Annotated in this window: 22 protein-coding genes and 1 pseudogene; 16 read left to right on the top strand and 7 right to left on the bottom strand. The window is 67.2% G+C overall.

The features are described from left to right. On the top strand, window positions 1–913 hold a 913-nt coding region (locus tag VHL31_RS19410), incomplete at its 5' end, for a hypothetical protein (RefSeq protein ID WP_329662895.1). 97 nt (window positions 914–1,010) lie between these two features. Beyond that, window positions 1,011–2,021, top strand: a complete 1,011-nt coding sequence (locus tag VHL31_RS19405) for a type II asparaginase (protein ID WP_329662894.1) — start codon at window positions 1,011–1,013, stop codon at window positions 2,019–2,021. Window positions 2,022–2,044: 23 nt separating this feature from the next. Here VHL31_RS19405 and bla read toward each other — a convergent pair whose 3' ends face one another. Continuing rightward, complete coding sequence (bla, locus tag VHL31_RS19400) at window positions 2,045–2,935, bottom strand: class A beta-lactamase (RefSeq protein WP_329662893.1); 891 nt, start codon at window positions 2,933–2,935, stop codon at window positions 2,045–2,047. A gap of 99 nt (window positions 2,936–3,034) precedes the next feature. On the opposite strand from bla, the gene VHL31_RS19395 reads away from it, so the two are divergent. Beyond that, the gene (locus tag VHL31_RS19395; RefSeq protein WP_329662892.1) at window positions 3,035–3,919 is read left to right on the top strand and encodes a LysR family transcriptional regulator; all 885 of its coding nucleotides are present in this window, start codon (window positions 3,035–3,037) and stop codon (window positions 3,917–3,919) included. Window positions 3,920–3,999: 80 nt separating this feature from the next. Beyond that, complete coding sequence (locus tag VHL31_RS19390) at window positions 4,000–4,641, top strand: FMN-binding negative transcriptional regulator (RefSeq protein WP_329662891.1); 642 nt, start codon at window positions 4,000–4,002, stop codon at window positions 4,639–4,641. A gap of 4 nt (window positions 4,642–4,645) precedes the next feature. Here VHL31_RS19390 and VHL31_RS19385 read toward each other — a convergent pair whose 3' ends face one another. After that, window positions 4,646–5,080, bottom strand: coding sequence for a GNAT family N-acetyltransferase (locus tag VHL31_RS19385; RefSeq protein ID WP_329662890.1), 435 nt, complete (start codon window positions 5,078–5,080; stop codon window positions 4,646–4,648). A 94-nt stretch (window positions 5,081–5,174) separates the two neighbouring features. Between VHL31_RS19385 and VHL31_RS19380 the strand changes: the two genes are divergently transcribed. The 6 genes from VHL31_RS19380 to mscL all read left to right on the top strand — a co-directional run bounded on the left by VHL31_RS19380 (window position 5,175) and on the right by mscL (window position 10,831). Beyond that, window positions 5,175–6,371, top strand: a complete 1,197-nt coding sequence (locus VHL31_RS19380) for a pyridoxal phosphate-dependent aminotransferase (protein ID WP_329662889.1) — start codon at window positions 5,175–5,177, stop codon at window positions 6,369–6,371. Window positions 6,372–6,476: 105 nt separating this feature from the next. Further along, window positions 6,477–7,217 carry an ATP-binding cassette domain-containing protein gene (locus VHL31_RS19375; RefSeq protein ID WP_329662888.1) on the top strand — a complete coding sequence of 247 codons (741 nt, stop codon included), beginning with the start codon at window positions 6,477–6,479 and terminating at the stop codon, window positions 7,215–7,217. Window positions 7,218–7,230: 13 nt separating this feature from the next. Further along, window positions 7,231–8,259 (top strand): ABC transporter permease, encoded by a 1,029-nt coding sequence (locus VHL31_RS19370; RefSeq protein WP_329662887.1) that lies wholly within the window; start codon window positions 7,231–7,233, stop codon window positions 8,257–8,259. Window positions 8,260–8,323: 64 nt separating this feature from the next. Next, window positions 8,324–9,340 carry a sugar-binding protein gene (locus tag VHL31_RS19365; protein WP_329662886.1) on the top strand — a complete coding sequence of 339 codons (1,017 nt, stop codon included), beginning with the start codon at window positions 8,324–8,326 and terminating at the stop codon, window positions 9,338–9,340. An 84-nt stretch (window positions 9,341–9,424) separates the two neighbouring features. Continuing rightward, window positions 9,425–10,306 (top strand): aldose 1-epimerase, encoded by an 882-nt coding sequence (locus tag VHL31_RS19360; RefSeq protein WP_329662885.1) that lies wholly within the window; start codon window positions 9,425–9,427, stop codon window positions 10,304–10,306. Between the two features lie 84 nt (window positions 10,307–10,390). Further along, window positions 10,391–10,831: a large conductance mechanosensitive channel protein MscL gene (gene mscL, locus VHL31_RS19355; RefSeq protein ID WP_349262494.1), complete on the top strand. Its 441-nt coding sequence runs from the start codon at window positions 10,391–10,393 to the stop codon at window positions 10,829–10,831. A gap of 3 nt (window positions 10,832–10,834) precedes the next feature. Here the strand turns inward: mscL and VHL31_RS19350 are convergent, their stop codons facing one another. Next, entirely contained in the window at window positions 10,835–11,350 is a 516-nt protein-coding gene (locus VHL31_RS19350) for a histidine phosphatase family protein (RefSeq protein ID WP_329662883.1), read from the bottom strand. Between the two features lie 123 nt (window positions 11,351–11,473). On the opposite strand from VHL31_RS19350, the gene VHL31_RS19345 reads away from it, so the two are divergent. Both VHL31_RS19345 and VHL31_RS19340 read left to right on the top strand, forming a co-directional pair. After that, a complete protein-coding gene (locus VHL31_RS19345) occupies window positions 11,474–13,642 on the top strand; it encodes an RNA degradosome polyphosphate kinase (protein WP_329662882.1) in 2,169 nt (722 codons plus the stop codon). 65 nt (window positions 13,643–13,707) lie between these two features. Next, complete coding sequence (locus VHL31_RS19340; RefSeq protein ID WP_329662881.1) at window positions 13,708–15,174, top strand: Ppx/GppA family phosphatase; 1,467 nt, start codon at window positions 13,708–13,710, stop codon at window positions 15,172–15,174. A 30-nt stretch (window positions 15,175–15,204) separates the two neighbouring features. Here VHL31_RS19340 and VHL31_RS19335 read toward each other — a convergent pair whose 3' ends face one another. Continuing rightward, complete coding sequence (locus VHL31_RS19335; RefSeq protein ID WP_329662880.1) at window positions 15,205–15,570, bottom strand: phosphomannose isomerase type II C-terminal cupin domain; 366 nt, start codon at window positions 15,568–15,570, stop codon at window positions 15,205–15,207. 229 nt (window positions 15,571–15,799) lie between these two features. On the opposite strand from VHL31_RS19335, the gene VHL31_RS19330 reads away from it, so the two are divergent. Both VHL31_RS19330 and VHL31_RS19325 read left to right on the top strand, forming a co-directional pair. Beyond that, entirely contained in the window at window positions 15,800–16,342 is a 543-nt protein-coding gene (locus VHL31_RS19330) for a flavin reductase family protein (protein WP_329662879.1), read from the top strand. Between the two features lie 78 nt (window positions 16,343–16,420). After that, a complete protein-coding gene (locus VHL31_RS19325) occupies window positions 16,421–17,521 on the top strand; it encodes a P1 family peptidase (protein WP_329662878.1) in 1,101 nt (366 codons plus the stop codon). A gap of 60 nt (window positions 17,522–17,581) precedes the next feature. Here VHL31_RS19325 and VHL31_RS19320 read toward each other — a convergent pair whose 3' ends face one another. From VHL31_RS19320 to VHL31_RS27015, 3 genes and pseudogenes are all read right to left on the bottom strand, one after another. Beyond that, window positions 17,582–17,971, bottom strand: a complete 390-nt coding sequence (locus tag VHL31_RS19320; RefSeq protein ID WP_329662877.1) for a response regulator — start codon at window positions 17,969–17,971, stop codon at window positions 17,582–17,584. A 5-nt stretch (window positions 17,972–17,976) separates the two neighbouring features. Further along, a complete protein-coding gene (locus VHL31_RS19315; protein WP_329662876.1) occupies window positions 17,977–18,792 on the bottom strand; it encodes a sensor histidine kinase in 816 nt (271 codons plus the stop codon). Window positions 18,793–18,907: 115 nt separating this feature from the next. Then, window positions 18,908–19,306 (bottom strand): annotated as a pseudogene (locus VHL31_RS27015) (MASE4 domain-containing protein); the annotation flags it as partial. A 737-nt stretch (window positions 19,307–20,043) separates the two neighbouring features. Between VHL31_RS27015 and VHL31_RS19305 the strand changes: the two are divergent. After that, window positions 20,044–20,823, top strand: a complete 780-nt coding sequence (locus VHL31_RS19305) for an HpcH/HpaI aldolase family protein (protein ID WP_329662874.1) — start codon at window positions 20,044–20,046, stop codon at window positions 20,821–20,823. Between the two features lie 16 nt (window positions 20,824–20,839). Continuing rightward, window positions 20,840–21,022: SDR family NAD(P)-dependent oxidoreductase (locus VHL31_RS19300; protein WP_329662873.1), on the top strand; the 183-nt coding region annotated here is incomplete at its 3' end.

Here is a 21,022-nt window from a genome sequence, read left to right as displayed (position 1 = left end):
CGGCCTGCCGGACTGGCTGGGCAGCTTCCAGAACCCGGACTTCCCCCGGCACTTCGCCGAGTACGCGCGGGCCTTTGCCGAGCGCTACCCCTGGGTCCACCTGTTCACGCCGGTCAACGAGATCTTCATCACCGCCATGTTCTCGGCCCGCTATGGCTGGTGGAACGAGCGGCTGTTCACCGACGACGCGTTCGTGCGGGCCATCAAGCATCTGTGCCAGGCGAACGTGCTCGCCATGGAAGCCATCCTGAAGGTCCGCCCAACCGCGACGTTCATCCAGAGCGAGAGCTCCGAGTACTTCCATGCCGAGGACCCGGAGTGCCTCGCCCAGTGCAGGTTCCTGAACGAGAAGCGCTTCCTGCCGCTGGACCTCACCTATGGCTACCCACTCTCCGCCAGCATGTTCGAGTACCTGCTGGGCAACGGGATGAAGGCCGAGGACTACCACTGGTTCGCCCAGCACCGGGTAAAGGCCAACTGCATCATCGGCACCGACTATTACGAGACCAACGAGCACCTGGTGGCGTGCGACGGCGGGACGTCGGCGTCCGGCGAAATCTTCGGCTACTACATCCTCTGCCGTCAGTATTTCGACCGCTACCGCCTGCCGATGATGCACACCGAGACCAACATCGTCGAACCGCGCAGCGTCGCCTGGCTGCGCAAGGAATGGGCGAACATGGTGCGGCTCAAGCAGGACGGCATCCCGATAGTGGGCTTTACCTGGTACAGCCTGACCGACCAGGTCGACTGGGACACGGCGCTGCGCGAAGATGCCGGGCGGGTGAACAGGCTGGGCCTCTTCGACCTCGACCGGAAGATCCGCCCTGTGGGCGAATTGTACCGCGCCCTGATCCGCCAGTGGCAGCCCCTCCTGTCCACCGACAGCATCGTGCTGACCCTGGGCTATTGAGGCGAATAGGCGATGCCGCGCAGGCGGTGGCGTGGTCCCGGCCGGGTGCCTAGGATCGGCCGACGCACGCAACGTCCGTGAACGGGTCGTTTCTGCCATGCCATCGCCCACCGCCTCGCCGGCCGCCAAGCCAAAAGTCCATGTCCTGGCAACCGGTGGAACCATCGCCGGGGTACAGGCCGATCCTGCCCGGCACGGCTACACGGCCGGCGCGTCCACCGTGGAAACGCTGGTCGAGGCCGTGCCGAACCTGCAGGAGCTGGCGGCGGTCACGGCCGAGCAGGTCGTGAACATCCCGAGCCAGGACATGGACGAGGCGGTATGGCTCACCCTCGCGCGCCGCCTGGCCGCTGTCACCGCCCGGCCGGACACGGACGGGATCGTCGTGACGCATGGCACGGACACGCTGGAAGAAACGGCCTTCTTCGTCGACCTGACGGTGGCGACCTTCAAGCCGATCGTGTTCACCGGGGCCATGCGTCCGGCCACGGCGATCAGCGCGGACGGGCCGCTCAACCTGTTCAACGCCGTCGCCGTGGCCGCCGCCCCGGCAGCCACGGGGCGCGGCACGCTGGTCGTGATGAACGACACCATCCTGTCGGCCCGCGACGCCTACAAGCTCCACACCAGCCGCGTCGAAACCTTCCGCGCACCGGAGCGCGGCCCGCTGGGCCTGGTGGACACGGGCTGCGCCATCTTCCACCAGCCGCCTCCAGCCACGCGCCCGCCCGTCTTCGAGCTGGGCCAGCGGACGGACCTGCCCAAGGTCTTCATCCTGCACGCCCATGCCGGGATGACGCGCGAGCTGATCGATGCCGCCTGCGCCGCCGGCGCGCGCGGCCTGGTCGTGGCCGGGGTCGGCAACGGCAACATGACGGCCCCTGCCCTGGCCGCCCTGGCCGGGGCGGCCGCCGCCGGCCTAGCCGTGGTCCGCGCCACCCGGCTTGGGGAAGGCACCGTGATGCGCAACGCGGAGGTCGACGACGACCGGCTGGGCTTCGTGGTGGCGAACGAGTTCAAGCCGGGCAAGGCGCGCGCCCTGCTCCAGCTGGCGCTGACGACGACGCGCGATGCGAAAGCCATCCAGGCGATCTTCGACCGGACCTGAGAGCAACCACGCGCCGTGCCCGTTCAGGCCAGCCTTGCCGCCACGGTGCGGGCGACATCGGCAATGACGGCGCTGCGTCCGTCATCGGATAGCTGGCTCTCGGTCAGATAGACGGTCAAGAGGACTGGTGGCTGCCCTGGCGGCCAGAAGAGGCCGACATCGTTCGCCGTGCCCCTGTTCCCTGACCCCGTCTTCTCTCCCACGCGCCAGCCGTCGGGCAGGCCTGCCCGGATGCGCTTGGCACCCGTCCTGTTCCCGACCAGCCAGGCGACGAGCTGGTCGCGGGAGGGTGCCGAGAGGGCGGATCCGAGCGTCAGGGCCTCGATGCATCCCAGCATGGCGGCGGGCGTGGTCGTATCGCGCGGATCGCCGGGAGCTGCCTCGTTGAGCCCGGGCTCGATCCGGTCCAGACGCGTCACCTCGTCGCCGAGCGTGCGCACGAAGCTCGTCAGGCCTGCCGGCCCGCCCAGTTCGGCCAGGAGCAGGTTCGCCGCCGTGTTGTCGCTGAGCGTGACCGACGCCTCGCAAAGCTCCTCCACCGTCATCCCCGGCTCGCCCGTATGGGCCTCGGTGGCGGGCGAGTAGGGCACGAGGTCATGCGCACCGAAGACGATGCGCCGCTCCAGTGTCGCCTGCCCGGCATCGACACGGCTGAGCACCCCCGCTGCTGCCAGCAGCTTGAAGGTGCTGCACATGGGGAACCGCTTGTCGGCCCGGTGGCCAGCGCCTGTCCTTGCCTGCATGTCCAGGACCGCCACGCCGAGGCGACCGCCGCTCGCTCCTTCGATCCTCGCCAGTTCGGCTTCGAGGCCGTCGAACATGCCGGCGGCCCCGGCCCTTCGAACCCGGCCCGCCAGGCCCGCGAAAGCCAGCGCCGTACCACTCCCCCAGATGAGGCTCCGTCGACCGATCATGCATCTCTCCTTGCTTGGCGGGCGCAGGCTGGGCGGAACGCTGGGACTGGACAAACGGCCATTCCTTGGCTGAGGCACAAGAAAATCTCGGGTCACAGCATGAACCGCTCCCATTTGCCCCTGAACGCGTTGCGCGCCTTCGAGGCCGCTGCCCGCCACCTCAGCTTCACCAGGGCCGGGCTGGAGCTCTGCGTCACCCAGGCAGCCATCAGTCATCATGTGAAGACCCTTGAGGAAAATTTGGGGGCCAGGCTGTTCCGGCGCCTGCCGCGCGGGCTGGCGCTGACCGACGAGGGGATGGCCCTGCTGCCCGAGATCGCGGAATCCTTCCGCAGGATCGGCGCGACGCTCGACCGGTTCGAGAGTGGTCATCTGCGCGAGGTGCTGACCGTCGGGGTCGTCGGCACCTTCGCGACCGGATGGCTGCTGCCTCGCCTGGGCTCCTTCCAGGAGGCCCATCCCTTCGTCGACCTGCGCATCCTCACGAACAACAACCGGGTCGATCTCGCCGGCGAAGGCCTGGACGTCGCCATCCGCTTCGGCGACGGCGCCTGGCACGGCACCGAGGCCGTCCATCTGTTCCCGGCACCGTTCTCGCCGGTCTGCGCGCCCGAACTTGTGGGAAGGCTGCACAAGCCCGAGGATCTCTGCCGGGAGGTCCTGCTGCGCTCCTACCGGGTCGACGAGTGGCCGCGCTGGTTCGAGGCGGTCGGTCTGGCCTGCCCGCCGCTGCGCGGCTTCGTCTTCGACTCCTCGCTCACCATGGCCGAGGCAGCGGCGCAGGGCGCAGGCGTAGGCCTCCTGCCCTCGCGGCTGTTCGCGCGCGAGCTGGCCCAGGGCAGGTTGGTCCGGCCATTCGAGGTCGAGATCCCCATGGGCGACTACTGGCTGACCCGCCTGAAGTCCCGCGCCGAGACCCCCGCCATGCGGGCCTTCCGGCTTTGGCTCCTGGAGCAGCTCGGGTCCGGCCGGCCGGATTCTTGACGCAAGATGAGCCTGGGCCGACAACCCCGGTGAACCCAGGTCCGGGCAGCCGGCCTGGCCCAGCCGGTGGACCGACCTCCATGTACCAGCCCACTCTGTTCCGCGAGGATCGCCTCGAGGTGCAGCACGCCCTGATCCGCGCCCATCCGCTGGGCCTGTTGGTCAGCGCCGGGCCGTCCGGCCTCATGGCCAATCTGATCCCGTTCCTGATCGATCCGGCGGCCGGCGAGCGCGGCACGCTGCGCGCCCACCTGGCGCGCGCCAACGGTCAGTGGGAGGACCTGCGCAGGGCCGACAGCTGCCTCGTCGTGTTCCAGGGGGCCGAGCGGTACATCACGCCATCCTGGTATGCGACCAAGATGGAGACCGGCAAGGTCGTGCCGACCTGGAACTATGCGATGGTCCAGGCCTGGGGCCGCCCGGCCGTGATCGAGGACCAGGACTGGCTGCGCCGCCAGATCGCCGACCTCACGGCCGCGCAGGAGGCTGCCCGTGCGGATCCCTGGGCGGTGGACGATGCGCCGGCACCGTTCATCGCCGCCCAGCTGCGCGGCATCGTCGGCGTCGAGATCCCGATCGATCGCATCGAGGGCAAGTGGAAGGTCAGTCAGAACCGTCCGATGGCGGACCGGGCGGGCGTGCATGCCGGCCTGCAGGCGGAGGATGGCGACGACGCGATGGCGGCGCTGGTCGCCGACCGCGGCGGCTTGCCGGGCTCCTGACGCCTCAGCGCCGGTACACGATGAACGACGTCCGCTGCCCGACCGTGTCGTAGAGGGAGCGGGCCGGCGCGTTGAACTCCTGGGTCTGCCAGTAGACCTGGTCCGCCTTGCGGGCATCCGCGATCCTGTAGGCTTCGGCGAACAGGCTGCGCGCCACGTTCGACCCGCGCCTAGCCCGGTCGACGAACAGGTCCTCGATATAGCAGTAGCCGTTGCCGGACCAGGTGGAGGGGTGGAACACGAGGTGCATGAGCCCGATCGGCCGGTCCGCCTCGTCCACCGCCACGATCCCCACCAGCGCGTCGCCATCGCACAGGCGGTCGAAGTTCATGTCGCGTACCTGGTCCGGCACGCTCGCGCGATAGAACCGGTTGTACTGCGCGAACAGCTCCTGCCACGCTTGGCGGTCGCGGGGCTCCAGGCGGCGGACGTCGGTCATGGCATCTCCAGGCGGGAGCGGGCAAGAATGGGCGCTCGCGGTTCTGGCACATCGTGAAGTGTGCAATGGCCAGGCGTAAAGAGGGAGGTCGACCTTGAAGCTACCTGCGCTCGCTGGCTGGACCCAGGGCCTGCAGGGTCCCGCGACCGATGCCTGGCAGATCCACTACCGTGCGACCGAGCGGGCGCGGAGGGGCGAGGACGTGATCCTGCTCTCCGTGGGCGACCCGGACTTCGACACGCCGCTCCGGATCCGGCAGGCCGCCAAGGACGCGCTGGATGCGGGGCGGACGCATTATGCGGACGTGGCCGGCAAGCCGGCGCTGCGGCAGGCGATCGCCCGCGCCCACGAGCGCACGACCGGGCGGACCGTGTCGCCGGACGACATCATCGTGCTGGCAGGCGCCCAGTGCGCCCTGTTCGCCGCCTGCCAATGCCTGCTCGACCCGGGCGACGAGGTTGTGGTGCCGGCCCCGGCCTACGTCACCTACCCCGCCACGATCGCGGCGGCGGCGGCCATCATGGTCCATGTGCCGCTCCTGGCGGAAACGGGCTTCCGGCCGGACATGGCCGCGATCGCCGCCGCGATCACGCCCCGGACGCGGGCGATCCTGGTCAACTCGCCGAACAACCCCACCGGCGCGGTGCTGACCCGCGCCGAGGTCCTGGCCCTGTGCGAGCTGGCCAGGCGGCACGGCCTCTGGCTGATCTCCGACGAGGTCTATGCCGACTTGGTCTACGAGGGCCGGCATGTGAGCCCGGCGGGCATGCCCGGCATGGAGGAGCATGCGGTCGTCGTGAACTCGCTGTCCAAGTCGCACGCGATGACCGGCTGGCGGGTGGGCTGGGTGGTGGGGCCGAAGCGGGTGGTGGACGTCGTGCACGACCTGGCGCTCGCGATGCTCTACGGGCTGCCGGATTTCGTCCAGGACGCCGCCCTGGTCGCATTGGCGGAAGACCATCCCGAGCTGGTCCAGCACCGGCAGGCCTATCGCCGGCGGCGCGACCGGTTCTGCGCTGACCTGGACGGCGTGCAGGGCCTGCTCGTCCGCCCGCCTGCCGGCGGGATGTTCGTGATGGTCGATGTCCGCCCGAGCGGGCTTGGCCCGGACGCGTTCGCCGCGCGGCTGTTGGACGAGGAAGGCGTCTCCGTCCTGTCCGGCGATGCGTTCGGCGGCCCGGCGGCAGGCCATGTCCGGGTCAGCCTGACCGTGCCCGACGAGCGCCTGGAGGTGGCGGCGGCGCGGATCCGGCGGTTCGTCGGGCGGCTCGGCAGGGGTACCCAGGGGTGACAGGTATGATTAATCCGACTTTACGGCCCTCAATGCCCGTGTATGCTGCCAACAATAAGGAGCCGTTCCGCCTAGGTGGGACGAGCATGGGGAGGCGATGGGCGCATGGCGCTGCTGGAGCTGCGCGACATCAGCAAGCATTTCGGCGCCATTGAGGCGCTGCGCGGTGTCGATTTCGACCTGGATCCGGGTGAAGTCGTCGGCCTGATGGGCGACAACGGAGCCGGCAAGTCGACGCTGGTCAAGTGTATCGCGGGAAATTTCCGCCCGAGCACCGGCGAGATCCGCCTGGAAGGCCACACCCAGCATTTCCACAAGCCGGCGGATGCGCGCGAGCGCGGGATCGAGGTCGTCTACCAGGACCTCGCCTTGTGCAACAACATGACGGCCGCAGAGAACGTGTTCCTGGGGCGCGAGCCCAAGAAGAGGTTCGGCCCGTTCAAGATCCTGGACTACCCGGCCATGTATGCCAGGGCCGCCGAGATCTTCCAGGAACTGAAGTCGGAGACGCGCCCGCGCGACCTAGTACGGCGGATGTCCGGTGGGCAGCGCCAGGCGGTCGCCATCGCCCGGACGCGGCTCAAGGACGCCAAGGTCGTCCTCATGGACGAGCCGACTGCGGCCATCTCGGTGCGCCAGGTCAAGGAGGTCCTCGACCTCATCCTGCGCCTGCGGGACAAGGGGATCGCCGTGGTCCTGATCAGCCACCGCATGCCGGACGTGTTCACCGTCTGCGACCGGGTGGTGGTCATGCGCCGCGGCACGAAGGTCGCCGACAAGAAGATCGCCGAGAGTTCACCCGAAGAGGTCACCGGCCTCATCACCGGCGCGATCCGCGCAGCCTGAGCCGAGGCCAACCATGACCGACACGACACAGCAGCCCGTCGCGACGCAGGACTTTGCGCGAATCGACGAGGTCACCGCGCTGCGCGAGCGTTCGCTCGTCCAGAAGATCCTGGCCAGCCAGCCCTTCTGGGTGACGATCGTGCTGGCGCTGATCTGCCTGGTCATGAACTGGATCGAGCCGACGTTCCTGACGGCGGACAACCTGTTCAACATCACGCGGAACTTTGCCTTCATCGGCATCATGGCGCTGGGCATGACCGCCGTGATCCTGACCGGCGGCATCGATCTGTCTGTCGGTTCCATCATGGGCGTGGTCGGCGTCGTATGCGGGCTGCTGCTGCAGGCCGAGTATCATTGGCTGGTCGCGGTCGTGGCCGGTCTTGCCACCGGCGTGGTGATCGGCGCCGTGAACGGCGCCTTGATCGCCTATCTCGGCCTGCCGCCGTTCGTGGTGACGCTGGGCATGCTGTCGGTGGGCCGGTCACTGGCGGTGGTCTTGTCCGAGAACAAGATGATCTACGAGTTCGGTCCTTATGCCGAGCAGTTCTACTGGATCGGCGGCGGCGCCATCTTCGGCATTGCCAATCCAGTCTGGATGCTGATCGTCCTGACGGTCGTGTTCGCCATCGCCTTCGCCTTGAGTAGTTGGGGCCGCTACCTCTACGCGATCGGTGGCAACGAGCATGCTGCGCGGTTGACGGGTGTGCCGGTCGACCGGATCAAAATGCAGGCCTACATCGTCTCCGGCCTGACCGCCGCGATCAGCTCGGTGATGATCGTGGGCTGGCAGGGCTCGGCCATCAACGCGCTCGGCACGGGCTACGAACTGCGCGTGATCGCCTCCACCGTGATCGGCGGTGCCAACCTGATGGGCGGTGAAGGCGGTGCCTATGGCGCGTTCATCGGTGCGGCGTTGATCGAGGTGATCCGCAATGCTCTGCTGATGGCGGGAGTGGACAGCAACTGGCAGGGCACCTTCGTCGGTGCCTTCATCGTTCTGGCGGTTCTGCTCGAGCGGATCCGCGGGAGGAAGTCGGACTGACCTGCAGGTCGTCCGCGCCGGTGCCGGCGGCACCGGGGAAAATGGATCCAGGGAGGTAGATACGATGAAGAAGATCTTGATAATGGGCGTCGCGGCGGCGGTCGTCGCCGCATTCGGCAGTGTCGACGCGCAGGCGCAGACGAAGGACAAGTACACCTTCGCTCTCGTGCCGAAGAACATGAACAACCCGTTCTTCGATCAGGCTCGCGACGGCTGCATGAAGGCTCAGGAAGAGAGCAACGGCAAGATCGAGTGCATGTATATCGGGCCGGGCGAGCATGGCGGCGGCGAGGAGCAGGTGCAGGTCGTCAACGACCTGATCGCGCGCAAGGTCGACGGGATCGCGGTGTCGCCGTCGAACGCAGCGGCGATGGGCCGGACCCTGCAGGCGGCGAAGGAGGCCGGCATCCCGGTGCTGACCTGGGATTCCGACCTGCTCGAGAAGGACAAGGCGCTGCGCGTCGCCTATATCGGCACCTACAACTACGACATCGGCACCAACATCGCGAAGATCGTCCAGGGGCTGAAGCCGGAGGGCGGCAACATCTGCATCCAGTCGGGCGGTGCTGCGGCGTCCAACCACAACGAGCGCATGCAGGGCATTCGTGACACGCTGGCCGGCAAAAAGTCGGAAAGCGCGCCGGGCGAGCGGCTGAGCGGGACGAACGGCTGGACCGAGGTCGAGGGCTGTCCGCTCTATACCGACGACGACTTCCCCAAGGCCGTCCAGCAGATGGAAGACATCCTGGCGAAGTTCCCGGACCTGGATGCCTTCACCCCGACGGGCGGCTTCCCGCAGTTCATCCCGCAGGCCTATGCCAACGTTGCCCAGAAGTACAAGGACCGGATCCAGAGCGGCGACCTCGCTATGGTGGTGGCCGACACCCTGCCGGTGCAGATGGACCTGATGAAGCAGGGCCTGTCGTCTGGCCAGGTCGGGCAGCGGCCGTTCCAGATGGGCTACGAGACCATGAACGCGCTCCTCCAGATGGCCGAGGGTGGTGCGCCGCCGAAGGACCCGACCTACACGGGCCTGGACGTGTGCACGCCTGAGACCGCGGACACCTGCATCGCTAAGTGATCGCGTTCACGGATCTTGCATCGTAGGAAGCGCCGCCGGCATCGTCCGGCGGCGTTTTCCCGTTTCTCGCCCCGAGGATGGCTCATGATCGAGGCTCCCCTTCTCCGCCTGCACCATCGAAGCCTGGAGCTGGTGATCGACCCCGCTGGTGGCGGCTCGATTCGCAGCTTTCGCAACGACGGCTTCGACGTGGTGCGGGCCGGGGTCCGCGACCTGCGCGACCCGATCTTCCAGGGGTCCTTCCCGCTGGTCCCCTTTGTCGGGCGGATCGACCGCGGTCGCTTCACCTTCGGCGGCGAGCAGTACCAGCTGCCGCTGAACTTCCACCCGGAACTGCACGCCATCCACGGTGACGGCTGGATGAGTTCCTGGACGGTGGCCGACCAGGCCGATGAGCATGCGGCACTGGTGTTCCACCATGAGCATCGCTGGGTTCCGTTCCGCTACCGTGCGTGGCAGCGCTTCGAGCTGACCGACCAGGGGCTGGTCGCGGAGATCGGCGTGCGCAACACCGGCGACAAACCGATGCCGTTCGGCATCGGCCATCATCCCTATTTCGACCGGCGACCAGGCACGACGCTCGAGGCGGAGGTGGACGGGGTCTGGCTCAACGACGAGTTCAACGTCTCCAAGGAGCTGGTGCCGGTCCCGGCCTGGGCCGATTTCCGCCGGGAACGTGCCGTCGAGGATCTGGCGCTGGACCACATCTTCACGGGTTTCCGCACAGGCGCCACGATCCGCTGGCCGAACGAGGGAAGAGGCGTGCGCATCCAAGGCGACGCCGTGCTGGGCCACCTGATCGTCTACATCCCGCCCGGCGGCGATTCCTTCTGCGTCGAGCCGATCAGCCATGTGGCGAACGCCATCAACATGCTGGACAGCCGCACCGACACGGGCCTCCGGATCCTTCAGCCGGGCGAAGAGTTGGCCGGCGTGATGAAGCTCCTGCCGTTCAGGTCGCGTTGACGCGACGACGACCCGTCGACCATCCTGCGACGCCACGCGGTCGTAGATGTGCCGTGCCGCAGGCCGAGTGAGGTGCCCATGTCGATGCTGCAGGAATTCAAGGAATTCGCGCTCAAGGGCAACGTGGTCGACCTTGCGGTGGGCATCATCATCGGCGCCGCCTTCACCACGATCGTCACCTCGCTGGTCGACGACATCATCATGCCGCCGATCGGAGTACTCCTGGGCGGCATCGACTTCTCCGAGAAGTACATCCAGCTGACCAACTGGGATCAGTCCTATCCGAGCCTCAGAGCAGCGCGGGACGCCGGCACGGCCGTCATCGGCTACGGCAACTTCATCAACGCGGTGATCAAGTTCGTGATCGTCGCGTTCGCCCTGTTCATCGTCATCAAGCAGATGAACAACCTCAAGCGGCTGACGGAGCGCAAGGTAGAGGACGCGCCCAAGCCGGCCGAAGTGCCGGCCGACATTGCCCTGCTGAGCGAGATCCGGGACCTCCTGAAGGGGCGGCAGGGCGTCTAGCCGTCAGTCCGGCCTGGCCTGGCGAAGGTCCTTCGGCCGCACGAATGCGCTGAGCATGCCTTCCCCGGCCGCGATCTCGGCCGGGCTCCGGCCCTCGAACGCGATCACGGCCAGCGCTGCTGTTGGAAACTTCTCCTGGAGGCGCTGGCTGGCATGCGGCCCGGTCAGGAGAAGCGCCAGCTCATGGATGCCGGGGTCGTGACCCACGAGCATGATGCCGTCGGCCTCCTGCTGGCGGACCAGGTTCAGCAGATCGGGCGCAGCGGCGAGGTACAAGGAGCGAGAATGGCGCAGCTCCGGCTTGAATCCGGCGGCCTCGAGGAAGGCTGACGCGGTCAGGACCGCCCGCTTGGCCGTGGAGCACAGCACCAGGTCCGGCCGCCAGCCCTGGCCCGCCGCATGCCTGCCCATGGCCGGCGCATCCCGCTCGCCCCGCGGGGCCAAGCCCCGGTCATGGTCGTCGACGCCCGGCTCGTCCCAGCGCGATTTCGCGTGCCGAAGTAGATAAATGGTCGTCATGGTGCAGCTAGAACCCCTTCTTGCCGAGCTATCCTGCCCCGTGTAGGCCGGCAGTGATGGCGGATCGAGGGCTCCATTGACAGTGACGGGCCAAAGACGGCCCCTTGTTCGGAAGAGGATGGCATGGACGAGACCCTATCCACGGAGCTCCCTCCGCTCCTGACCGACGAGGATGCCACGCCGTTCCAGGTGGGTCCCCAGGACCTGATCAATCGCGAGCTGTCCTGGCTCGCCTTCAACGAGCGGGTCCTGGCCGAGGCGTTCAATCCTGCCCATCCGGCGCTCGAGCGCCTGCGCTTCCTCTCGATCTCCGCGTCCAACCTCGACGAGTTCTACATGGTCCGCGTGGCCGGCCTGAAGGGGCTGGTGGCGGCCGGCGTGCGCACGCCCTCGGATGACGGGCGGACGCCGGAAGCGCAGCTCGAAGCGATCCATGCCCGTGTCGCCGAGCTGATGGCCGACCAGCAGCGGGCCTATCGCGAGCTTACGGCGATGCTGCGCGAGACCGGCGTCACGGTGTGCGAGGTCGACGATCTGAACGAGATCGACCTCGCCTGGTTCACCGAGCACCTGTTCCCCGAGCTTTCCAGCGTGCTGACCCCGATCGCCATCGACCCGGCCCACCCCTTCCCGTTCGTGCCCAATCTTGGCCTTGGCATCGTCCTGCAGCTGACGCGCCGGCGCGGCGAGAACCTGATCAGCCTCCTGGTCCTGCCGAACCATCTCGACCGCTTCGTCCGCCTGCCCGGCGTCGCGGTCCGGTTCATCCGGCTGGAACGCCTGGTGGTCCGTTTCTTCGACAAGCTGTTCCCGGGTTTCGAGGTCCACTCCTTCGGCCATTTCCGCGTCATCCGCGACAGCGACATCGAGCTGGAGGAAGAGGCGGAAGACCTGGTGCGGCAGTGGGAAACGGCGCTCAAGCGCCGCCGCCGCGGCTCGGTCATCCGGCTCACCATGGACACGGACATGCCGGAGGAGCTCAAGCGCTTCCTCTTGGACCATCTCCACGTGTCCAGCTCGGAACTGCTGGAGCTGGACGGGCTGCTGGGCCTGGACGCCACCAAGCAGATCGTGAACTGCGGGCGCAACGACCTCCTGTTCACGCCCTATACGCCGCGCTTTCCCGAGCGCATCCGCGACTTCGGCGGCGACTGCTTCGCCGCGATCCGGGCCAAGGACCTGATCGTCCACCACCCCTACGAGAGCTTCGAGGTGGTGCTGCAGTTCCTGGCCCAGGCTGCGCGCGATCCCAACGTGATCGCGATCAAGCAGACCCTGTATCGCACCAGCGAGGACAGTCCGATCGTCAAGGCGCTCATCGAGGCTGCCGAGCGCGGCATCTCGGTCACCGCCCTGGTGGAGCTGAAGGCGCGCTTCGACGAGGACCGCAACATCCGCCTCGCCCGAACGCTGGAGCGGGCTGGCGTGCAGGTCGTGTTCGGCTTCATCAACCTGAAGGTCCACGCCAAGGTGTCGATGGTCGTCCGCCGCGAGGGCGCCGACCTCAATACCTACGTGCATTTCGGGACCGGCAACTATCATCCGGTCACGGCGAAGATCTACACGGACTTCTCCTTCTTCACCTGCGACCCGAGCCTTGGTCGCGACGCGGCCAGGACCTTCCACTTCATGACGGGCTATGTCGAGCCGACGGGCCTGGAGAAGCTGGGCGTCGCCCCGCATTCGCTGCGCACCAAGCTGATGGAGAACATCGAGGCGGAGATCCAGCATGCCCGCAGCGGCCGCAAGGCCGCGATCTGGGCCAAGATGAACTCGGTGGTCGACAAGGGCATCATCGGCGCCCTTTACCGCGCGTCCAAGGCGGGCGTGCAGATCGACTTGGTCGTGCGGGGTATCTGCTGCCTCCGCCCGGGCGTGCCCGGCCTGTCCGAGAACATCCGGGTCAAGAGCCTGGTCGGCCGGTTCCTGGAGCATGCCCGCGTGGTCTGCTTCGGCAACGGCCACGGGCTGCCGTCGCGCCAGGCGAAGCTGTTCATCAGCTCGGCCGACTGGATGGGGCGCAACCTCGACCGGCGCGTGGAGACCCTGGTTCCGATCGAGAACGAGACCGTGCACCAGCAGATCATGTCGCAGGTGATGGTTGCCAACCTGAAGGACACGGCCGGCAGCTGGCTTTTGAACGCGGATGGCACCTACACGCGGATCCAGCCCGAGGGTGAGCCGTTCTCTGCCCACCAGTACTTCATGACCAACCCCAGCCTTTCCGGCCGGGGCAGTGCCATGCGCAAGAAGGGCACCACCCGCGTGTCGATCGTCCGTCCCGACGCATGAACTCCTTTGCTCATGCCCCTCACCTGCCATCGCCGGACGACACTGCGAGGGAACGCCGGGTTGCCGTGGTCGATGTCGGCTCGAACTCGGTCCGGCTGGTCGTCTATGACGGCATCTCTCGCTCGCCCGTGGTCCGTTTCAACGAGAAGGTCATGTGCGCGCTCGGCAAGGGCATCGAGCGCACCGGGCGGCTGAACGAGGCAGGCGTCGAAAGCGCCGTCCGCACGCTGACCCGGTTCGGCAGGCTGGTGCAGGGCATGGGGGTGGAGCAGCTTGACGTCTGCGCCACCGAGGCGTCCCGCTCCGCCACCAACGGCCAGGACTTCATCCGCCGCGCCGAATCCGTGCTGGGCGTGCCGATCACGATCCTCACCGGCGACGAGGAGGCTTATTACACAGCACTCGGCGTCCGCGCCGGCTTCCATCGGCCTGACGGTCTCGTGGCTGACCTTGGCGGCGGCAGCCTCGAGTTCGCCCGGATCGCCCATGGCCGGCCAGGTGCCGGCGTCAGCCTGCCGCTCGGCACGCTCCGCCTCGGCGACAAATTCTCAGGCGACCTCGGATCCGCCCGCAAGCATGTCGACGCCATGCTGGAAGGCATCGACACCTTCCTGGCGCCCACAATCGGCAAGGACCTGTTCATCGTGGGCGGCGGCTGGCGCGCGATCGCCCGGGTCCGGCTCGCCATGCAGAACGCGCCGCTGCGTGTGCTGCATGGCTACAGCATGCCGCGGACGGAGGCGCAGCAGTTTGCCAAGGAGCTTGGCCGCTACGACCCCTCCACCCTGGCGGACGTGCCGGGCGTGCCAAAGCGGCGCGTCGACACATTCGCCCAGGCACTGGTCCTGTTCGAGCGGGTCGTGAAGGCGACCAAGCCCAGGCGGGTGGTGTTCTCCGCCTTCGGCGTGCGCGAAGGCCGCCTGATCCGTCATCTTTCCGAGGCTGAGATCGACCAGGACCCGCTGCTCGTGGCGGCCAATGGGATCGGACGGGCCTGGAACCGCGACCCTGGCATGGGTGAAGCGCTGATCCGCTGGACTGACCGGCTGTTCGTCCACGAGGAGCCGGAAGACCGCCGGCTGCGCCATGCCGCCTGCCACCTGGCCGACATCGCCTGGCGCGACCATCCCGATTCGCGCGCGCACATGTCGCTCATGGGCCTGAGCCAGATGCCGCTTTTGGCCCTGGACCATGCCGAGCGCGCCCGCCTCGCCTTCACCCTGTTCACCCGCTACGACGGTACGGTGGACGATCCGGTGCTGACGCCGTTGCTGGCCCTGGTCGGCCCGCGCGAGCGCATGCTGGCGGAACGGCTCGGCCGCGCGATGACCCTGGGCTTCCGCCTGTCGGGTGCGGTCGCCTCGATCCTGGACCACGCCTATGTCATCCAGGAGCGTCACACCCTGGTGCTGGGCCTGCCCCCTGGCGGCGAGGCGCCATTCGGCGACGTGGTGGACCAGCGCATGAGGGCGCTGGCCCGCTCGATGGGCGTGGCGCAGACCCATGTCATCGAAGGCGGGCCGGGCAGCTAGCGGCTGCCCGGCCCGTTCGCCTGGGCCAGATCAGGCCCGGCCGTAGACATCCTCGAGACGTTCGATGTCGTTCTCGTCCAGGTTGTCGCCGATCTGGACCTCGATGATGATCAGGTCGACGTCGCCGACATTCTCCATCCGGTGCACGCAGCCGAGCGGCAGGTAGACCGCCTGGCCGGCCACGAGCACGAGGCTGTCCTCGTCCCGGGTCACCCGCACCTTGCCCTGGCCGACCACCCAGTGCTCCGCACGATGCTTGTGCCGCTGCAGCGAGAGCTTGGCACCCGGCTTGACGGTGATGCGCTTGACCGCATGGGTGGCACCTGTGTCGAGCACTTCCCAGCGGCCCCACGGGCGCTCGTCATTGTCACCCCGCGCATACCGAACTACCGCCATCGATCTCGCCTTTCCCAGGTCCTGTTTCGATGCGCCCATCCCAACGCACCATCGTCGCGGGATCGTCAATGGTTCGATGAACCGGCTGGCCTGCGCCGCTTCGTCGCCGCATGGCGGATCCTGCCGGAGATGCGCCGGTGCGACGCCTCAAGGATCGTCCATCGCGCCAAGCTGCGCTATGGCAGTCGTCCATGAGCGAACGAGCAACGTTCTTCCCCCCGGAGCATGAATGAACCGCTATGGCGATGCCGCCAGCGACCTGCGCGACCTGTTCGTCGGCGCCATGCGCCGCGTGGCCTCCAGCGTATCGGTGGTGACGACCGAGGGCGACGCCGGGCGCTTTGGCGTGACCATCGGTGCCATGACGACCGTATCGGCCGAGCCGCCCATGCTGCTGGTCTGCATGCCGCGCAACCATCCGGCCGCCCGGGCCCTGCTTGCCAATGGCAGCTTTGCCGTGAACGTGCTTGCCGCCGACCAGGTGGAAGTTGCCGCCGCGTTTTCCGGCCAGCCTCTGCGTGGCACGCCCTACGATTTCCGGGCCAGCCAGTGGCGCCTGTCATCGCAGGCGGCCCCCCTGCTCGTCGGTGCCGCCGCGAGCTTCGCCTGCACCCTCCTGGAGGCGCATGAAGGCGGCACTCATTCGATCTTCATCGGGGCCGTCTGCGACGCCACGATGGGAACCGGCGAGCCGCTGCTCTATGGCAACGAACTGTATGGACGCCATACCGTCTTCGAAGCCGGTCGGGTCCATGTGTGCGGCAATGCCTAGGGGCGGTGATCTGACCATGATGTCAGCCGGCGACACGGACAGCGATCCATCGGGGCGTCCGGCCTGGGACGAACGTTCATGAAGCGGGCCAGGGAATGGGGACTGCCGCTGCAGGGCGAGCCAGGCCCGCTCAACCTGATCACCGACGTCCCGGGCATCGCCGTCGGGCTCTCCACCCTCGTTGATCCCGCCCGCGGCCTAAGGACCGGTGTCACCGCCATCCTCCCGCGCCCGACCGCCGATCTGCTGACGCCCTGGTGGGCCGGCATCTCCTCGCTGAACGGCAATGGCGAGATGACCGGCTCCCACTGGATCCAGGACGCCGGCTGGGGCCAGGGTCCGATCCTGCTGACCAACACCGCCTCGGTCGGCATCGCGCATCACACCGTGGTCGGCTGGCTCGTCGAGCGCTTCCGCACGGAGGTTGCCGAAGAGCATCTCTGGCTGCTGCCGGTGGTCGCCGAGACGTATGACGGCGTCCTGAACGACATCATGGGCCAGCACGTTCGCGAGGAGCATGTCCGGGGGGCTCTGGACGGGGCGGTCGCCGGCGCCTTCCCGCTCGGTTCCGTCGGCGGCGGGACCGGCATGATCGCCTATGAATGCAAAGGCGGCACGGGCTCCGCATCGCGCGTGCTGGACCTGGTCGGCGGACCCTACACGCTGGGTACGCTCGTGCAGGCGAACCACGGGCGGCTCGACCAGTTCCAGGTGGCCGGGGTCCCAGTTGGCCGGATGCTCGGCGGCAAGGGTGTCTGGAGCGGCCGGGAAGCCGGATCGATCATCGTGGTCATCGCCACGGACGCCCCGCTCCTGCCACACCAGCTGCAGCGGGTGGCGCGCCGCGCCGGCCTGGGCGTCGGCCGCCTGGGTGCCATCGGCGGCAATTCGTCCGGCGACATCTTCCTGGCCCTGTCGACCGCCACCCCGGCACCGATGGCCCCACCCCAGCCCCTGGCCGTCCAGCCGCTGCGCTGCCTCACCGACCCGCTGCTCGACCCGATCTACCAGGCGGTGATCGACACGACCGAAGAAGCGGTGCTGGATGCCATGCTGATGTCCGAAGCCGCGCCCAGCTTCCGGCCGAAGGGTCGGATCGTTCCCGCGCTCGACGGTGAGGAGCTCGTCGGAATGCTACGGACCCAGGAGCGCGCAGGGCCAGCCGGACCAGCGAGCTGAGCCATGTCGGCACTGGGCTTCCGCCAACGGTCATCGCCGGCGACGGGACCTGCGCATGGGTCAGGGGGCAGGTTGTCCTGAACCAGCCACTCGCTGGACGGCCCGCCTCAGCTGCTCAAAGGTGATCGGCTTGAAGAGCACGTCTGCCGGATGATCCTGCTCGATCCGTGCGACGGTGGATGGTTCCCGCGAACCGGTGATGAAGATGACCTTCGCGCCGACGCTCTTGTGGATCACGAGTGCAGCGTCGACTCCATCGTTGGGGCCCTTCAGTCGCACGTCCATGAGGACGAGCCATGGCCGATGCTCCTCCGCAAGGAGCACCGCCTCTTCGGCGGTCCCGGCGCAACCGCAGACCATCATGCTCATGTCCTCGACCATGGCCGACAGCACCTCGGTGATCAGGAACTCGTCGTCGACGATGAGGATCCGGTCGTTCTGGGCGTTCATGCTGCCTACCTGAGTGGGACCTTCACCGCGACCCGGGTTCCTCGATCGTGCGTCACGTTCATCTGGCCGCCCAGCTGGCGGACCAGGCCTTCGACGATCCTGCGGCCGGTGCCGTCCAGCGGTCCTGCAGAGCCGGATGACCTGTCGTCCGCTTCGCCGCTGGCAGCATTGTAGACCTCTAGCAGTGCATGCCCGTCAGCGGAACGGTGGAAGCTGATGCTGATGTCGCACAACGCGGCGTTCTTCATCGCCTTGCTGACGAGTTCCGTCGTGATCAGGCCGATCGGGATCGCGAAATCGATCGAAACCGGCACGGCGTCCGCCTCCACCCGCAACCGGCCCGGTCCTTGGTCAGTGGCGACGGCGAGTTCCAGATTGCCTGCGAGTTCCTCGAGAAAGGGTGCGACCTGTACCGTTGCCATGTCGTTGGACGACATGAGTTGCTGATGCACCAGGCCAAGCGTGAAGATCCGGCTTCTCAGGGCTCCCAACGCATCGCGCGCTGCCGTGTCCGTAAGCCTCCTCCGCTCCATGTCGACCAAGCCGTCCATCACTTGAAGATTGTTCTTCACGCGGTGATAGACTTCCCGCAGCAAGAGATCGCGCTGGCCGATCGTGCGCTCCAGATCCGATGTGCGCTCCTTGACGCGCTCCTCCAGCGTCGCCCGAGCACGGGCCAGGCTGTGCTGCTGCCTGACGAACTGGACCATGAAGAAGACGAAGAGAATGCAGGCGGAGAGGCTCCAGCTCAGCCGGCCAAGCGTCCAGCCAACGCTGTATCGCCCGCCTCCGCTCAACCCGAGCAATTGAGCTGCCACCATCGTGGTGATCGCCAGGCCCAGCCAGAGGAACAGCTCGTTCCGGCGACCAACGCGCCAGGATCATGATGATGCTCATCATCATCATGATAAGGGTACTGTAGTTGATCAGCTGGTTGAGTCCGGTCCAGGACGAGCCGGCCATCAGGGGCGGCAGGCGGTCCACCAAGGCGGTCGCAGCGTAGACGACGGCCAGCACGACAGCCATGATGGCTACGATCCCGGCGACGATCGCCCCGGGCACACGGGCTGTTGCCACCCGATGGCCGCTCGCGGTCGCTTCGACCAGCACGGCCGCCATCATCAGAACCGCATATCCCAGTGTCCATAGCAAGAAGATCCAGGCGGTCGATTGGCCGGTCCCCAGGATCGTCTGTCCAGGCAGCACGGCTTCCGGAAATGTCAGGACGTGGAACGCCGCCATCATGGACCCGTACAGGTACGCGCAGGCCAGCAACAACAGCGATGTCTTGCGCCCTTCGCTGAACCAAACGAACAGCAAGAAGCTCGTGGTCATCTCGGTAATGATGATGACCAACGCAAAGACCGGCGTGACGATCGGAGTCTGCGGCCCCACGACACTCGTAAATGGCCACAATGCGGCGACTGCGGCCATGGAGACGGCCATCAACGATACGACGAGCACAAATACTCTGCCGCGGTAAGGTTCGTTACTTCCAGATGCAGGTTGCTCGAATATGCCGGGAACCTTCGCCAGCTCGTTCATCAGAGGCCTTTTTCTGGGACGCGAAGATCACTGCGGCTGTCTCTGTTGCTCCGCCGCACGAACGCCTTGCACCACGATCCGGTGCCACGATCCTTTGGCTTTCTCGCCCATGATCGCAAGTACACAACGCGTCTGTTGAGGCACACCTGCCGGAAGAAAGGTGCGGCATGCGCCTTTCCTTGACCATGCCGTCCAGCTCTGCGGACATGAACAGGTGAGCCGTGTCCGGTTATTGGGGTACCAGGATCGTGGATACGATCAGGCGGTTCTCTTCCGCGAGAACGACCGGAGGCAGGTCTGCGCCTCGACTGTCCCGCTGGTGTTCGCGCACTCTCATCGGAAGCGTCGTCGAGCCTCATGGCCAGCAGTTTTCGCGTGGATGGCCCTCTCGCCATGTGAATACACGGTCAGGGCAGGAACCCGGCAAGAGCCTGCACAAAGCGGCATCTGGACCGTTACCAAGGCTGGTCCCGCCCCGCGCAGGCGTCTAGGTTCCCCCCGGCCAGGGTGGATCGGGAGAGCAGAAGATGGACGCGGCGACGGCACTGCGGGCGAAACTGAACGGGGGCGGTCATGCCTTCGGGACGATGGCGTTCGAGTTCTTCACGCCGGGCCTGACGGCGCTGCTCCATCACGCCGGCTGCGACTTCGTCATCCTCGACACCGAGCACAGCGGTGCCGGCATCGACACGATCAAGCAGCAGATTGCCTATGCGCGCGGTCTGGGGATCGCGGTCTGGGCGCGGCCGGCCGCCAAGACCTATGCGCATGTCGCCACGCTCCTCGATGCCGGCGCCGACGGGATCATGGCGCCGATGCTGGAAACCCCGGAGGAAGCGCGGGACTTGGTGGAATGGTCGCGCTACCGGCCCGAGGGCAAGCGCGGCTGCGCGTTCGGCTTCGCCCAGGAGGCCTATCGCGGCATGAGTGCCCTGGACGCCCAGAAGGCCGCCAACGAACGGATCACGCTGATCGGCCTGATCGAGACCAAGAAGGGCCTCGCCAATGCCGAGGCGATCCTGGCCACGCCGGGCATGGACGTGGGCTGGATGGGGCATTTCGACATGTCCGACGATTTCGGGATCCCGGGCAGGTTCGAGGACCCGATCATGCAGAAGGCCTTCGACGACTTGGCCCAGGCTGCGAAGAATACCGGCAAGGCCGCCGGGACCGCCGATGCCGACATGAATTTCCTGAAGGCCCAGGCCACCCGCGGCTATCGCTGCCACGGCTACGGCAATGACGTGGCGGCCCTGCGCATGGCGATGAGCCGCGGCATCGCCGACCTGAAGGCCATGGTGGCTTGAACCCTCGGAGAACGCCTTGACGGTCGAGCCATCGCTGCTGCTTTCCCCTGGCTATCGCGTCCTGGTCACCGCCGGTGCGTCGGGCATCGGCAAGGCGATCACCCTGGCGCTGCTCAAGGCCGGGGCCAAGGTCCATGTCTGCGACGTGGACGAGGCGGCGCTGGACGACCTGACGGCCGAGCACCTGAATGCGTCGGGC

Source organism: Geminicoccus sp., assembly GCF_036263595.1.
Lineage (GTDB): Bacteria > Pseudomonadota > Alphaproteobacteria > Geminicoccales > Geminicoccaceae > Geminicoccus.
Note: the sequence above shows the minus strand (reverse complement) of the source record. Positions and strands in the feature narration are given on the sequence as shown.

Bases quoted from the DNA above. Each gene is read 5' to 3' on its own strand.
- VHL31_RS19360 (WP_329662885.1), top strand. From the start codon at position 9,425: ATGATCGAGGCTCCCCTTCTCCGCCTGCACCATCGAAGCCTGGAGCTG.
- VHL31_RS19370 (WP_329662887.1), top strand. From the start codon at position 7,231: ATGACCGACACGACACAGCAGCCCGTCGCGACGCAGGACTTTGCGCGA.
- VHL31_RS19345 (WP_329662882.1), top strand. From the start codon at position 11,474: ATGGACGAGACCCTATCCACGGAGCTCCCTCCGCTCCTGACCGACGAG.
- VHL31_RS19330 (WP_329662879.1), top strand. From the start codon at position 15,800: ATGAACCGCTATGGCGATGCCGCCAGCGACCTGCGCGACCTGTTCGTC.
- VHL31_RS19320 (WP_329662877.1), bottom strand. From the start codon at position 17,971: ATGAACGCCCAGAACGACCGGATCCTCATCGTCGACGACGAGTTCCTG.
- VHL31_RS19395 (WP_329662892.1), top strand. From the start codon at position 3,035: ATGAACCGCTCCCATTTGCCCCTGAACGCGTTGCGCGCCTTCGAGGCC.
- VHL31_RS19305 (WP_329662874.1), top strand. From the start codon at position 20,044: ATGGACGCGGCGACGGCACTGCGGGCGAAACTGAACGGGGGCGGTCAT.
- mscL (WP_349262494.1), top strand. From the start codon at position 10,391: ATGCTGCAGGAATTCAAGGAATTCGCGCTCAAGGGCAACGTGGTCGAC.
- VHL31_RS19335 (WP_329662880.1), bottom strand. From the start codon at position 15,570: ATGGCGGTAGTTCGGTATGCGCGGGGTGACAATGACGAGCGCCCGTGG.
- VHL31_RS19375 (WP_329662888.1), top strand. From the start codon at position 6,477: ATGGCGCTGCTGGAGCTGCGCGACATCAGCAAGCATTTCGGCGCCATT.
- VHL31_RS19405 (WP_329662894.1), top strand. From the start codon at position 1,011: ATGCCATCGCCCACCGCCTCGCCGGCCGCCAAGCCAAAAGTCCATGTC.
- VHL31_RS19350 (WP_329662883.1), bottom strand. From the start codon at position 11,350: ATGACGACCATTTATCTACTTCGGCACGCGAAATCGCGCTGGGACGAG.
- VHL31_RS19385 (WP_329662890.1), bottom strand. From the start codon at position 5,080: ATGACCGACGTCCGCCGCCTGGAGCCCCGCGACCGCCAAGCGTGGCAG.
- VHL31_RS19315 (WP_329662876.1), bottom strand. From the start codon at position 18,792: ATGGTGGCAGCTCAATTGCTCGGGTTGAGCGGAGGCGGGCGATACAGC.
- VHL31_RS19365 (WP_329662886.1), top strand. From the start codon at position 8,324: ATGAAGAAGATCTTGATAATGGGCGTCGCGGCGGCGGTCGTCGCCGCA.
- bla (WP_329662893.1), bottom strand. From the start codon at position 2,935: ATGATCGGTCGACGGAGCCTCATCTGGGGGAGTGGTACGGCGCTGGCT.
- VHL31_RS19325 (WP_329662878.1), top strand. From the start codon at position 16,421: ATGAAGCGGGCCAGGGAATGGGGACTGCCGCTGCAGGGCGAGCCAGGC.
- VHL31_RS19390 (WP_329662891.1), top strand. From the start codon at position 4,000: ATGTACCAGCCCACTCTGTTCCGCGAGGATCGCCTCGAGGTGCAGCAC.